We start from the raw sequence: 13,707 nt of genomic DNA on the forward strand, positions 1-13,707 counted from the left end.
CCACCTGGTGGCCCGCGGCGGTGCTGGGGCAGGCGGCCATGACCCTGCTGCAGATCTTCGGCGGCCTGTGGCTGGTCGGGCAGATCGTCGGGGTCCTGGAGCCGCGGCTGCTGCCGCCGGTGCTGCTGATGGTGGCGGGCATCATCGGCGGGCCGCTCGTGGAATGGTCCTGCTCGATCGCGGCCCGGGGCCCGGCGCGCCGGTACGGGCAGGACGCGGAGCGCAGGCTGCGGCAGGCGGCGGCCGGGTGCGGGCGCGCCCGGGTGCTGGAACCGGTGGCGGCGGAGCTGCTGCGCTACCGGGAGGTGCGCGAGCAGTACGCCACGGTCGCCGCAGGGGGGAGCAGGTTGTCCACAACCCGCCAGTAGTCCACAGGCCGGAGCGGAGGCCGGCGGCCTGCCCCAGCATGGTCCGTAGCTCGTACGGATGGTCCGTACGCATGGTCCGAACGCATGGTTCGTACGGGCCGCAACCACGGGGGAGGGCGGCCGGGATGTACGACACCCAGGTGACGCTGGTGGGCTGCGTGGCGACGCAGATCGACTACAAGGAAACGGTGAACGGTCCGGCGGCGCGGTTCCGTTTTGCGGTGACGCCGAGGTACTTCGACCGGCGCAAGGACCTCTGGACCGACGGGACCACCAGCTTCTACACGGTGTGGGCGCGGCGCACGCTCGCCGTCAATCTCGCCGGTTCCGTGTCGGTCGGCGAGCCACTGGTGGTGCACGGGCGGCTGCGGGTGCGGGAGGATCCGCCCGACGGCGAGGGCAACCGGTGGTTCTCCGCGGAGATCGACGCCACGGCCATCGGGCACGACCTGAACCGGGGGACCGCCGCCTTCCGGCGCGTGGTCCGGACGGAGACGCCACTGATGGCCAATCAGAAGGCGACGGTGGTCTGAGTGTTCGAGCCGGATAGGATTCCCCGGTACTCACGGGCACCTGGGTCTTTGGCCCGAAGGGGAAGACTGTGTCGATTTCCGTTCCCGCATCCTCCGCTCCCGATTCCGCTCCTGCACCTGCTCCCGCGTCTGTTCCCGCGCTCGCACCTGCGTCCGCCGAACCTCCCGCGGCGGTACGGGGCTCCGCGCGCCGGCCGCTGGCGGCGGCCCTGCTGGCCGCGGCCCTCGCCGCCGCGCCCGCGGCCCGGGCGGCCGCCGACTCCGGCCCGGCGGCACCCCGGGCACTCGAGGGTGCGAGCGCCGTGCTGGACGGGCTGAAGACGTACGGCCTGGCGGTCCTGCGCTCCGGGGACGGATCGGTCCGGCAGATCCCGGCCGGGCTCTACGAGATGCGGGTCGACGGCGGCGGGATGCTCCAGACGTACGGGGTCGGTGTGACGGGCAACGCCCAGCCCCAGGCCCGGTACACCGAGAGCGGCTGGAGCCACAGCCCGCTCGCCGGGAACCGGGAGGCGGGCCGGATCCGCTGGGTCCTGGAGCACTCCTACCCGCAGCTGAACGACCTCGCCGGGCTCGCCAAGGCGGCCGGGGCCGGCGCCCTGACCGCGGAGAGCGCGGCCGCCGGGACCCAGGTGGCGATCTGGCGGCTGGCGGACGGGGTGCAGGTCGAGGCCACCGACCCGGCGGCCGAGAAGCTCGCCGACTACCTGCAGCGGGCGGCGGGCCAGCTGCCCGAGCCGCCGGCCTCGCTCGGGCTGGACCCGGGCGACGTGTCGGGAGCGGTGGGCACCCGGCTCGGCCCGGTGACCGTGCGGACCGGGGCCCGGAGCGTGTCGGTCATCCCGGACGCGGCGGCCGTCGCGATGGGGGTGCGGGTGGTGGACGCCGAGGGGCAGCCGCTGACCACCGCCGTCAACGGGAGCCGGCTGTACTTCGAGGTGCCCGCGGGCACCCCCGACGGAACGGCCTCCGTCACCGTCCAGGGCGCGACCAAGGTGCCGGTCGGGCGGGTCTTCACCGGTGAGCTGGCCAGCCACGCGCAGATCGTGGCCGGCTCCAGCGAATCCGCGTCCGCCGCCACGGCCACGGCGGTCTGGCCGCAGCCCGCGGTGACGACGGTGGGCACGGCCCCGGGCGACACCTCGTCGGGCACGGGTTCCGGCTCGGCGGCCGAGGCGCTGGGCGCGCAGTCCTCGGCCCTCCTGACGACCTCCCCGGACGAGGAGCGGCTGGCGACCAGCGGCAGCTCGGCGGCCACCCCGGTCATCGCCTCCCTGGCGGTGGGCCTGGTGGTCCTGGGCGGCCTGGTGGTGCTGCTGCTCCGCAAGCGCCCGCTGGACGAGGAGGACGGGGCGTAGGGGGTGTCTTGCCCCTCGTGCGGCGCAGGCACAGCCCTGTGCACGGCGCAGGCGCAGCTCTCCGCGGCGCAGGAGCAGTCCTCCGTGCGGCCCGGACGGGTGGCCGGGTGAGTCCGGGTGGCCGCGGGGCCGATTCGGATCCGCGGCCCGGGGTAAGGGCAGAAGATGGCTGATCAAGAACTGACCTGGTCCGGTGCCCTCGCCCGATGGGACCGCCGGCTGTTCGACGTGGTGGCCCGGCGGCACTGGCCCGGGGCCGACCGGGTGCTGCCGCGGCTCGGGCGGGCCGCGAACCACGGGGTGCTGTGGGGCGGGGCCGCCGCGGCGATCGCCGTCTTCGGCTCGGCCGGCGCCCGCAAGGCCGCCGTGCGCGGGGTCGCCTCGCTGGCGCTCGCCTCGGCGACCATCAACACCGTCGGGAAATGGTCCGTACGCCGGCCGCGGCCGCTGCTGGAGGGCGTACCCCTGACCCGGCAGCTGGCGACGCAGCCGCAGACCACCTCCTTCCCGTCCGGGCACTCGGCATCGGCCTTCGCCTTCGCCACCGGGGTGGCGCTGCAGTCCCCGGGCTGGGGGGCCGTACTGGCCCCGGTCGCCGCCTCCGTGGCCTTCTCCCGGGTGTACACCGGGGTGCACTACCCCTCCGACGTGCTCACGGGCGCGGCGCTGGGGGTGGCCGCCGGTTTCGTCGTCCGCCGCCTCGCGCGGGACGCGCAGGAGGCCCGGGTCGTGCCGGGCGACGAGCGGCCGGCCGTCGGGGCCCCCGCGCTGCCCGACGGGTCCGGGCTCGTCGTGGTGGTCAACAACGGGTCGGGGACGTCCGAGGCCGCGGGGCTCGACGTACTGCGCACCCGCCTCCCCGAGGCGGAGGTGATCGAGTGCACGGGCCCGGAGCTGCCCGCGACCCTCGCGAAGGCGGCCTCGCGGGCCACCGTGCTCGGGATCTGCGGCGGCGACGGCACGGTCAACGCGGCCGCCACCGCCGCGCTGCGGGCCGGAGTACCGCTGGCCGTGTTCCCCGGCGGCACCCTCAACCACTTCGCGATGGACCTCGGCCTCGCCGGAACCGAGGCCACCTGCCGGGCCCTGGTCCACGGGCAGGCCGTCCGCATCGGCGTGGGCCGCTTCGCCCCGGGGCCCGACGGCGAGCCCGGCTACTTCCTGAACAACTTCAGCATCGGCGCCTATCCGGAGCTGCTGGGCCACCGGCTGCGCTGGGCCCCGCGCATCGGGGGCGGCCCGGCCGCGCTGCTGGCGGCCTGGAAGGTGCTGCGCGCCCAGCGGCCCGTGCGGCTGCGGCTGGCCGGGCGGCCCCGGAGCGTGTGGCTGCTCTTCGCGGGCAACGGCACCTACCACGGCACCGGCCCCACCCCCCGCCGCCGCGACAGCCTCGGCGAGGGCCTGCTGGACCTCCGGCTCGTCCACGGCGGCGGCCGTCCCGGCCCCCGGCTCCTCGCGGCGGCCTTCACGGGGCCGCTGAGCCGTTCCCCCGTCCACGTGGCCACCCGCCTGCGCAGCCTGCGCATCGGGGACGTCCCGGCGGGCACCCCGCTCGCCTACGACGGCGAGTACTCCGAGGCACCGACCGACCTGGTCCTCGACGAGCTGCCCGACGCCCTGACCGTCTACCGCCCCCGCTGACGAGGCCGCGCCGGGCGGGCCGGGCGCGCCGGGAGGGCCGGAAACCGCCCGGCTCCCGGCCCGCCCGCGCCGGGCCGGCCGGGCCCGTCCGTGTCCGGGTCGGGAGCTCCTGACCTACCCATTCGCCCGCGGGTATGGACGTACGGCAAGATGGGGTGTATCTGCCCACCATCGATCTGCCGGACGGTTTCTCTTGGCTGAGTTCATCTACACCATGCGCAAGACGCGCAAGGCGCACGGCGACAAGGTGATTCTTGACGACGTCTTCCTGAACTTCCTGCCCGGCGCGAAGATCGGTGTGGTCGGCCCGAACGGCGCCGGTAAGTCCACCGTTCTGAAGATCATGGCGGGCCTGGAGCAGCCGTCGAACGGTGACGCCTACCTTTCGCCCGGTTACTCCGTCGGCATCCTCATGCAGGAGCCCAAGCTCGACGAGTCCAAGACCGTTCTGGAGAACGTCGAGGACGGCGTCGGCGAGATCAAGACCAAGCTCAACCGGTTCAACGCGATCGCCGAGGAAATGGCGACGAACTACACCGACGAGCTGATGGAGGAGATGGGCAAGCTCCAGGACGACCTGGACCACGCCAACGCGTGGGACCTGGACGCCCAGCTGGAGCAGGCCATGGACGCCCTGGGCTGCCCGCCCGGCGACTGGCCGGTGACCACCCTCTCCGGTGGTGAGAAGCGCCGCGTGGCCCTCTGCAAGCTGCTGCTGGAGGCCCCCGACCTGCTGCTCCTCGACGAGCCCACCAACCACCTCGACGCCGAGTCCGTGAACTGGCTGGAGCAGCACCTGGCCCAGTACAAGGGCGCCGTCGTGGCCGTCACCCACGACCGCTACTTCCTCGACAACGTCGCCGAGTGGATCCTCGAGCTCGACCGCGGCCGCGCCCACCCCTACGAGGGCAACTACTCCACCTACCTGGAGAAGAAGTCCGAGCGCCTCAAGGTCGAGGGCAAGAAGGACGAGAAGCGCGCCAAGCGCCTCAAGGAAGAGCTGGAGTGGGTCCGCTCCAACGCCAAGGGCCGCCAGGCGAAGTCCAAGGCCCGTCTCGCCCGCTACGAGGAGATGGCGGCCGAGGCGGACAAGATGCGCAAGCTCGACTTCGAGGAGATCCAGATCCCGCCGGGCCCGCGCCTGGGCTCGATCGTGGTCGAGGTCAACAACCTCTCGAAGGCGTTCGGCGACAAGGTCCTCATCGACGACCTGTCGTTCACGCTGCCGCGCAACGGCATCGTCGGCATCATCGGCCCGAACGGCGCCGGCAAGACCACGCTCTTCAAGATGATCCAGGGCCTGGAGACGCCGGACTCCGGCGAGATCAAGGTCGGCGAGACCGTCAAGATCTCGTACGTGGACCAGGGCCGCGCCAACATCGACCCCAAGAAGACCCTCTGGGCGGTCGTGTCGGACGAGCTGGACTACATCAACGTCGGCAACGTCGAGATGCCGTCCCGCGCGTACGTCAGCGCCTTCGGCTTCAAGGGTCCGGACCAGCAGAAGCCGGCCGGTGTGCTCTCCGGCGGTGAGCGCAACCGCCTGAACCTCGCGCTCACCCTCAAGCAGGGCGGCAACCTGCTGCTCCTCGACGAGCCCACCAACGACCTCGACGTCGAGACCCTGTCCTCGCTCGAGAACGCGCTGCTGGAGTTCCCCGGTGCGGCCGTGGTCGTCTCCCACGACCGCTGGTTCCTGGACCGAGTCGCCACGCACATCCTGGCGTACGAGGGCGACTCGAAGTGGTTCTGGTTCGAGGGCAACTTCGAGTCCTACGAGAAGAACAAGATCGAGCGGCTCGGCCCGGACGCCACCCGTCCGCACCGTGCCACCTACAAGAAGCTCACGCGGGGTTAGGCCGGAGCCATGGCCAGACACCACTACCGGTGCCCCCTCCGCTGGGCGGACATGGATGCCTTCGGGCACGTCAACAACGTCGTCTTCCTCCGCTATCTGGAGGAGGCGCGGATCGACTTCATGTTCCGCCTCGCGCCGGGGGAGGGCAGTGAGTCCTTCACGGGCGGGTCCGTCGTGGCCCGCCACGAGATCGACTACAAGCTGCCCCTCGTGCACCGTCACGAGCCGGTCCTCATCGAGTCCTGGGTGACCCGGATAGGCGCCGCGTCCCTGACCATCCGCTACGAGGTCAAGGACGAGGCGACCGAGGACGCGCCCGAAACGGTCTACGTGCGCGCCGAGACCGTGGTCGTGCCCTACAACCTCGCCGCGGGGCGGCCCCGCCGCATCACGGCCGAGGAGAGGCACTTCCTCCAGGAGTACCTGGACGAGCCCGCGACCGCGTCCGCCTCTGCGTCCGCGAGCGGGTCCGAGTCCGGTACCGGCCGGGAAGGGCCCCTCGCGGCATGAACGACCGGCTGCGCTTCGCCGATTCCGGGGAGGCGGCGGACCTCGCCGCCTTCCTGGGCCGGCTGGTGCACTACGACCGCGCCGCCGCGGTCCGCCTCCAGGCGGGCGGCGGCGCGCTCGCCGTCTTCGGGCGGCCGCCGTCCTTCGACATCCTGGCCATCCGTACGGTGCGGCTCGCCGCGCCCGTGGCGACGCCGCTGGACCTGACGGTGTCCGCCGGTGAGCTGCTGGAGTCCGTGGACGAGGCCGCGGCCGAGGCCACCGTGCCCGGGCCGGTCACCGGACCGCCCTGGGCCGGGGTGCTCCCGCCGCGCGGCGGCTGGCGGCAGGTTCCCGGGTTGCCCGGCCCCGAGGCGATGGGGGCGGCCGTGGCTGCCGCCGTCGCCGAGTTCCGGGCCCGTGACGAGGCCCTGCCCGTGCAGCACCGGACCCGCTCCGAGCGCGACCGCATCGGCCGCGAGATCTGGTCCCGCACCCTGGGCGACACCGAACTCCCGCTGCGCGCCGTGCACGCCGCGCAGTCCCTGGGCTTCCTGCGGCCGGTACGGGCGGCCGTGCCCGCCCCTGCCCCCGCGCCCGGCGCCCCCGCCCCCGTGGCGCTGCTCGCCGCCGGCAGCTGGCTGCGGCTGCGCACCCCGTACGGTTCCGTCGCCATCCGCCGCCCCGGTGTCCAGGGCGGCCTGGGCGCCCTCCAGGTCCGGCCGATCTGAGCCGCGGGCGGCCCGCGGGGCGGCCCGCCGGGCCCTGCCCCGGCCCGCCGGGCTAGCCCGCCGTGTTGATCATCGAGGCGGCGGCGTACGTGAGGTACTTCCACAGCTGCGCCTCGTGCTCCGGCGCCAGGCCCAGCTCGTCCAGCGCCACCCGCATGTGCTTCAGCCAGGCGTCGTGGGCGGCCGCGTCCACCTGGAACGGCGCGTGCCGCATCCGCAGGCGCGGGTGGCCGCGGTGCTGGCTGTAGGTCGTCGGACCGCCCCAGTACTGCATCAGGAACAGCGCGAACCGCTCCTCGGCCGGGCCCAGGTCCTCCTCCGGGTACATCGGGCGCAGCAGCGGGTCCTCCGCGACCCCCTCGTAGAAGCGCCGGACGAGGCGGCGGAAGGTCTCCTCGCCGCCCACCTGCTCGTAGAAGGTCTGCTCCTGAAGCGTGCCCCGCGGAATCTCATTCACCCGACCATCGTCTCAGACGCCCGGTACCAGGACCGAGGTCCTAGGACCGGCCCCCGGGGCCCTCGCGCTCGCACGCCGCGCCCGGGCGCAGGACAGTGGAGGCATGGCCGCACACACCGCACACGCCGAGACCCGGGACCTGCGGGAGACCGCACACGCCGCCCAGGTGCGGGAGCTGACCGCCGCCGGGGTGCTGGAGGACCCGCGCTGGCGGGCCGCGTTCGCCGCCGTGCCCCGGCACGTGTTCGTCCCGTACTTCTGGACCGGCCGCGGCGCCGGTCACGAGCGGCTCTGGGCGCAGGACCCCGACCCCGAACGGCGGGCCCGCTGGCTGCGCGGGGTCTATGTCGACACCCCGCTGGCGACCCGGCTGCGCGACGGCCGGCTGGTCTCCTCCAGCAGCCAGCCCTCCCTGATGGCGAAGATGCTGGCCTCCCTCGACGTGCGCGACGGCGACGACGTCCTGGAGATCGGCGCGGGCACCGGCTACAACGCGGCCCTGCTCTGCCACCGGCTCGGCGAGGAGCACGTCACCACCGTGGACCTGGACGAGGAGATCACCGAGTCCGCGCGGGCGCACCTGGCCGAACTCGGCTACCACCCGGCAGTGGTCACCGGGGACGGGGCGCGCGGCTGCCCCGCCCGGGCCCCCTTCGACCGGATCATGGTGACCTGCACGCTGCCGCTGATCCCGCACGCCTGGCTGGGCCAGTGCCGGCCGGGGGCGCTGATCCTGGCCCCGCTGTCGACCGGGCTGATCGCGCTGACCGTACGGGACGCCGGTTTCGCCGAGGGCAACTTCCTGCACACCCCGGCGTACTTCGTCCCGCTGCGCGGGGCCACGGCCGCACCGCCGCCCGATCCGGCCGGTCTGGAGTACGGGCTGCCGTACGAGCTGGTGGAGAACGAGCGCTTCCAGTTCATGCTCGTGCTGACCGCGGGCGTCCTGCACCCGCGCGAGGCCCTGGACCTGTGGCGCCGCGAGGGCCGCCCGGCACGGGAGCGCTTCGGGGTCTCGGTCGGCGCCGGTGGCCAATGGTCGTGGCTGGACGATCCCCAGGGGCCGTACGTATGGCCCCTGGGGGAGGGCTGAATCAGCCGCGGCGGATGGTGATCGTGGTCCAGGCGCCCACGTGGACGCGGTCGCCGTCGGCGAGCGGCACGGGGACGTAGGGCTGGATCGGCTCCTCGCCGCCGTTGATCGTGGTGCCGTTGGTGGAGTTCTGGTCCACCACCGCCCAGCTGAGGTCCGGTTGCTGGACGAGCACCGCGTGCTGGTGGGAGACGCCCGGGTCCTCCGGGGGCACCGACAGGTCGATGTCGGGGGACTCGCCCGTGGAGGCGCGGCGGCGGCCGATGGTGATCTGGCCGCCGGACAGCGGAAGGTGCTGCTCCGGGGAGTAGGCGGGCAGATTGAGCCCGGCGGCCTCGGGGCCGCTGCGCTGCATCATCGCCATGAAGTACGAACGGTCGGGGCTGATCGTCGCGTTCCAGGCGCCGCCGCCCTGGGGCGGGAAGGGCTGGTGCTGCTGCGGCGGGGGCTGCTGCTGGTACTGCTGCTGGGGCGGCGGTCCCTGCTGCTGGTACTCCTGCTGGTACTCCCGCTGCTGGGGCGGCGGCGGGGGCTGCTGCTGGTACTGGGGCTGCGGGGCCTGCTGCTGGTACTCCAGCGGCGACTCGTGCGCGGGCGGCGGCAGCAGCCAGTCGTCCTCGCGCTGGAGCGGCTCGGCCGGCCGGTTGACCCGGGACGGCCGCGAGCCCTGGTACTCGAAGTGGTCCTGGGAGTAGCTCCCGGGAGCGGGTACGGGCGGCGGAGGCGTGCCACGACCGCCGACACCGCCGCCGACGCCCGTCGCCTGGGGTCCCGGGTCCGGGGCCTGGGCGGGCGGGGCGTACGGAGTCGCCGTACGGGTCAGGTAGTTGTAGCGGCACTCCTCGCAGAACGGAGCCATGGCCTCGCGCGGGGTCCGGCACTGCGGGCAGAGCTCGGCCTGGGCGGTCGGTTCACCGGCGGTCGGGGGGAAGCCGTAGCCGTAGGAGGGCACCGGGGGCGGGCCCTCCGAGGCAGCCATGCGGTGGCCGCAGACCTCGCACCAGTCGTCGGAGGCGGACTGGTGCCCGTTCGGGCAGGTCGGCATGGCGGCGCTTCCCCCTTCTTCTCCCTGCGTCATCACGTCAGGTCTTCTCAGGTCTTCTTCACTCGGACGGTCTGTGTCGAACGCGTGTCGAGAGTCATCTCGTCGGCATCGGCGACCTTCGCTTTCAGCCGCACAGTACCCGCCACTGCGTCCACCACATCCACCACCTTCGACAGAAGTCGTGCTGTGTCGGCGTTCCCGGACGAACTCGCCAGTTGTACCGCACGCCCCAGCTTGGCCGTGGCACCACCGACATCGCCCATTTTGCGGGCCTCCAGCCCCTGCTGGATAGCCTCCGCGAGCTCCGCCTGCCCGGTGTAGTGGGCGACCTGCGCGTTGATGGCGGTGGACGCGGCCAGATCGTTCGTCCACACGGCCCGCACCAGGCCCTGGGCCAGGACGGTCGCCGGCTCGCCCGCCGCCCCCGGCATGACCAGCGTCGTGCGCGCGGCGAGCATCTCCTGGCCCACGGTGGCCGTGGGGACGCGGACGCACACGTGGTACTCGCGGGACTCGTCGCCCCACGACCCGGTCGGGTAGTCGCCGGCGCGCGGGCCCGCCTCGGTGCGGCGGTCGGTCAGGTCCTGGAGGGCGGGCGCCACCTGCTTGACGTACTGGATCTCCACGCCGACCGGGGTCCACAGGCGCAGTGCGACGTCCGCGACCTCCTTGCCCATGACGTTCTCCATCATGCGCGTGAAGTCCTCGGCGAGGTGGGCCGGGTCGGCCACGATGTCGGCGGAGCCGAGCAGCGCGTTCGCGATCCCGGTGACCTCCTTGACGTCCCAGTCGGTGCCCACCCCGCGGGCGTCGCAGGTGAAGCGGCCCGCGCAGGCGTCGAGGGTGGCGCGGAGCACGGCCGGCTCCTCGTGCTCGTTGCGGCCGTCGGTGAGCAGGATGCCGTGCCGGATGGCGGCGGTGGAGCCGCGCAGCAGGCCGTCGGCGAGGCGCAGCCAGGTGCCGATGGCGGTGCCGCCGCCGGAGCTCAGCCCGCGCAGGGCCTCCTTGGCCCGGTCGCGGGTGGTCGCGTCCGCCACGGCGAGACGGCCCTGGCCGGGGTAGACCTCCTTGGCCACGTGCGTACCGGCGATCACGGCGAAGGCGGTGCCGTCGCGCAGGGTGTCGATGGCCGCCGCCGTGGCCTCACGGGCGCCGCGCATCTTCTGCGGCGGGTACTCCATGGATCCCGAACAGTCGACCATGAGCACCACGGCCGCCGAGCTGTCGGCGACCGCCGTGCGGGTGGCGCTGGCACCGCCGGTGGCGGTGACCGTGACGATGGCGTGGACGTCCCGTCCGCCCTCGGGGAGAAACTCGTTCTGGTACACCTCCACGCTGAAGCGCGGGGCACTCGGCTTGGCGAAATTCGCCATCGGTTGGACTCCTTGGGGGCTCGGGCAGGCGGGTCAGACCTGCGGGCGCGCTTCCACTTCCTATTCCGGTCGTGCCTCCGGGCCCGGCTCCGCATCCGGTCCCGGTTCCTGCTCGGGGTGCGTGGCGAACGGCACGACGGCCACGGTGACGTTGTCGTGGCCGCCTCCGTCGAGGGCGTGTCCCACCAGTACCTGCGCGCTGTGCAGCGGGCGGGTCGCGGCGTCGGCGGGCAGCACCTGGGCCATCTCCCGCGCGGATTCCGCGTAGTTCCACAATCCGTCGGTGCAGACCACCACCACCCCGGGGTGGTCGGGCTTGAAGGTCGCGGTGTGCGGTTCGAGTTCGTACGCGTCGGCGCCCAGCCAGCCGGTGATGGCGTGCGCGCGGACGTCGGCGTAGGCCTCGGCCTCGCCCATCAGGCCGGCGGCGACCATCTGGGCGGCCCAGGAGTCGTCCTCGGTGAGGCGGCGGGGCAGGGCGGCGCGGTCGTCGGGGATCCAGTAGGCGCGGCTGTCGCCCACCCAGCCGATGGTCAGCAGGCCGCCGCTGACGACGGCGCCGACCAGGGTGCAGGCGGGGGCGTTCTGCGCGCCGGGGGTCTCCGGGGCCAGGGCGTTCACCGCGGCGGCGGCGGCCAGGATCGCCTCGTGCATGGCCTCCTGGGGGTGGGCGCCGCGGGGGAGTGCGTCGAGCAGCGCCTCGTTGGCGGCGCCGGCGGCCGCGGCCGAGGCCTCGTCGGGCCGGCTGGCGGAGGAGACGCCGTCGCAGACGATGGCGACGGTGGCGGCGGAGCCGTCGGGCAGGGCGGTGGCGGCCACCGCGAAGGAGTCCTCGTTGCGGTGGTGGCGCAGGCCGCGGTCGCTGACGGCGGCCACGCTCCCGAGCTCCTCCTCCAGGTGGTCGCGCTCGCGCGGCTGCGCGTGCCCGCAGTGCTCGCAGTACCCGTCGGTGTCGACGTGTCCGGCCCGGCAGGCGACGCAGGTCTTCCCGCCCTCCGGGGCGCCGGGCGGGGGCTGCGGGGCGCCGTACGAGGGCTCCCGGCCGGGCTCGGGGGCGTACGGGTTGTCGCCCGCAGGGTGCCCGGCCGCATCGGGCGCGGCGGCGCCGGGCAGGTCGTACCGGGCCTGCGGCACGTCCGCGGCGGCGCCGTACGGGTGCTCCGCCGGGCCCCACCGGGTGCCCTCGGGCGGGGTGCCGGTGCCGTACGGGTTCCCGTGGCCGGAGGCCGCGAAGGTGGCTCCGGCCGGGCCCTGGTGCGGCTCCGGTTCCGGTTCCGCCGGGGTGGCGGCCCAGGCGGCCGGGTCGTCCACGAGCGTCGGCGCGGCGGCCGCCGCGCTGCCCCACCCGGGGGCGGGCTCGGCGGCGGCGTGCGGGACGCCGGCGGCCGAAGTCCCGTACCCGCCCGCGGCGGCGGCCGGCGCGGCCGGTGGCGCCGGTGGGATGGGAATGGTCGGGTGGTCCGCGGACGCACCCTGGGGAGGCGCGCTCACGGCGTAGCCGCAGACGCCGCAGAAACGGTCACCCTCCTCCAGGGGTTCCGCGCAGCTGGGGCAGCCCGACAGCCGATGCATCGACATCACTCACACCCACGTCCGGGGACGGAAACGGTTTGCCCGCTCCACCAGTTCGATCCTCTCCTCGCCACGCCGCGCCAGCCGTGCGAGGACGCGGTACGAGCGCTCCAGTCCGAAGCGCAGGCCCCGCTCGTCCAGTTGACTGCCGAGCAGCGAGGTCCGACCGGGGTCGGAACCCCGGCCACCCGACAGTACCCAGTCCAGGGCCGAGCCCAGAACCTCCGTCGCGAGCCGCTCCTGCCGCTCGGGGTCCAGTCCGAACCGCCGCAGGGCCTCCACCTGGTCGGCTGCCGCCGTCAGGTCGGCCAGCAACGGCTCCTGCGGGGACCGGTCGCGCAGACGTGCGCGTACGGCCGCCACCCGCGCGGCGGTGTAGTGGATGGACGCCTCCGGTACGGACTCCAGCGTCCGCACGGCCGCGTCCCGGTCCCCGGCGGCCAGCTGGACGCGGGCCAGCCCGAAGGCCGCGCTCACGAATCCCGGGTCGGTGATCCACACGAGGCGGTAGTACTCGGCGGCGTTGTCCAGCTGGCCCAGCACCTCCGCGCACACCCCGAGGGCCAGCTTCGGCGCGGGCTCGCCCGGGAAGGCGTCGTAGATCGCGTCGAAGGACAGGGCCGCTATCTCGTCGTCGCCGGTGGCCAGCGAGGCGATGCCACGGGCCCACACCACCCGCCAGTCGTCCGGATGCCGGGCCTCCAGCTCCGCCAGGGTGCGTCCGGCCTCGGGCAGTTCGCCCAGTTCCAGGCGGGCCCGCAGCTCCCGCAGCCGCAACTCGGCCGAGTCGGCCGGCGCCGCGCTCAGCGCGCCCAGCAGATCGCCGGGCGCGGAGGCCAGCAGACCGGTCAGGAATCCGGCGTTCGGGTCGCCCGCGTCCACCAGCGGTACGGGCAGGGCCAGCGCGGTGTCGCGCGCGTCGAGGGTGGTCGCTCTCGCGGCGGGCTGCAGCGGGGAGAGCAGTACGGGCAGGGGCGCGGCCCCCGGGGCCGGGGCGGACGGCGCCGGGCGGGGCCCCGGCACCGGAGCACCCGTCACGTGCGTGGCGGTGGTCCCGAGCCCGGCCACGCCCGGCCCGGACAGGCCCGGTCCGCCGGTCGCGGGTGCCCACGTACCCGGCGTGCCGCCGGCGACCGCGCCGGCAACGGGCGTGCCACCGGGCGGGGTCCCGCCGATGTGGGCGAGGCCC

At 74.3% G+C, this 13,707-nt stretch carries 12 protein-coding genes and 1 pseudogene; 8 read left to right on the forward strand and 5 right to left on the reverse strand.

Features of this window, described 5'->3' with window-relative positions:
• The 7 genes and pseudogenes from ACWGE1_RS35070 to ACWGE1_RS35100 form a co-directional block, all read left to right on the forward strand.
• Positions 1-368: pseudogene (locus ACWGE1_RS35070) on the forward strand (ATP-binding protein); the annotation flags it as partial.
• Positions 369-493: 125 nt separating this feature from the next.
• Entirely contained in the window at positions 494-901 is a 408-nt protein-coding gene (locus ACWGE1_RS35075; RefSeq protein ID WP_453424506.1) for a single-stranded DNA-binding protein, read from the forward strand.
• 68 nt (positions 902-969) lie between these two features.
• A complete protein-coding gene (locus ACWGE1_RS35080) occupies positions 970-2,259 on the forward strand; it encodes a thioester domain-containing protein (protein WP_453424507.1) in 1,290 nt (429 codons plus the stop codon).
• Between the two features lie 165 nt (positions 2,260-2,424).
• Positions 2,425-3,900: a phosphatase PAP2 family protein gene (locus ACWGE1_RS35085; RefSeq protein WP_453424508.1), complete on the forward strand. Its 1,476-nt coding sequence runs from the start codon at positions 2,425-2,427 to the stop codon at positions 3,898-3,900.
• A 193-nt stretch (positions 3,901-4,093) separates the two neighbouring features.
• A complete protein-coding gene (gene ettA, locus ACWGE1_RS35090; RefSeq protein WP_453424509.1) occupies positions 4,094-5,758 on the forward strand; it encodes an energy-dependent translational throttle protein EttA in 1,665 nt (554 codons plus the stop codon).
• Between the two features lie 9 nt (positions 5,759-5,767).
• Positions 5,768-6,268, forward strand: coding sequence for an acyl-CoA thioesterase (locus ACWGE1_RS35095; RefSeq protein WP_453424510.1), 501 nt, complete (start codon positions 5,768-5,770; stop codon positions 6,266-6,268).
• Positions 6,265-6,978, forward strand: coding sequence for a hypothetical protein (locus ACWGE1_RS35100; protein WP_453424511.1), 714 nt, complete (start codon positions 6,265-6,267; stop codon positions 6,976-6,978). The genes ACWGE1_RS35095 and ACWGE1_RS35100 overlap by 4 nt, the downstream gene beginning before the upstream one ends.
• A 52-nt stretch (positions 6,979-7,030) precedes the next feature.
• Here the strand turns inward: ACWGE1_RS35100 and ACWGE1_RS35105 are convergent, their stop codons facing one another.
• A complete protein-coding gene (locus tag ACWGE1_RS35105) occupies positions 7,031-7,435 on the reverse strand; it encodes a globin (RefSeq protein ID WP_453424512.1) in 405 nt (134 codons plus the stop codon).
• A gap of 103 nt (positions 7,436-7,538) precedes the next feature.
• Between ACWGE1_RS35105 and ACWGE1_RS35110 the strand changes: the two genes are divergently transcribed.
• Positions 7,539-8,528, forward strand: coding sequence for a methyltransferase domain-containing protein (locus ACWGE1_RS35110; RefSeq protein ID WP_453424513.1), 990 nt, complete (start codon positions 7,539-7,541; stop codon positions 8,526-8,528).
• 1 nt (position 8,529) lies between these two features.
• Here the strand turns inward: ACWGE1_RS35110 and ACWGE1_RS35115 are convergent, their stop codons facing one another.
• The 4 genes from ACWGE1_RS35115 to ACWGE1_RS35130 form a co-directional block, all read right to left on the reverse strand.
• The gene (locus ACWGE1_RS35115; RefSeq protein WP_453424517.1) at positions 8,530-9,573 is read right to left on the reverse strand and encodes an FHA domain-containing protein; all 1,044 of its coding nucleotides are present in this window, start codon (positions 9,571-9,573) and stop codon (positions 8,530-8,532) included.
• A gap of 47 nt (positions 9,574-9,620) precedes the next feature.
• Positions 9,621-10,946, reverse strand: a complete 1,326-nt coding sequence (locus tag ACWGE1_RS35120; protein WP_453424514.1) for a VWA domain-containing protein — start codon at positions 10,944-10,946, stop codon at positions 9,621-9,623.
• Positions 10,947-11,006: 60 nt separating this feature from the next.
• Complete coding sequence (locus ACWGE1_RS35125; protein ID WP_453424515.1) at positions 11,007-12,524, reverse strand: protein phosphatase 2C domain-containing protein; 1,518 nt, start codon at positions 12,522-12,524, stop codon at positions 11,007-11,009.
• 3 nt (positions 12,525-12,527) lie between these two features.
• The coding region (locus tag ACWGE1_RS35130) for a tetratricopeptide repeat protein (protein ID WP_453424516.1) at positions 12,528-13,707 on the reverse strand (1,180 nt) is incomplete at its 5' end.

It is taken from the genome of Streptomyces sp. NPDC054932 (genome assembly GCF_053610205.1).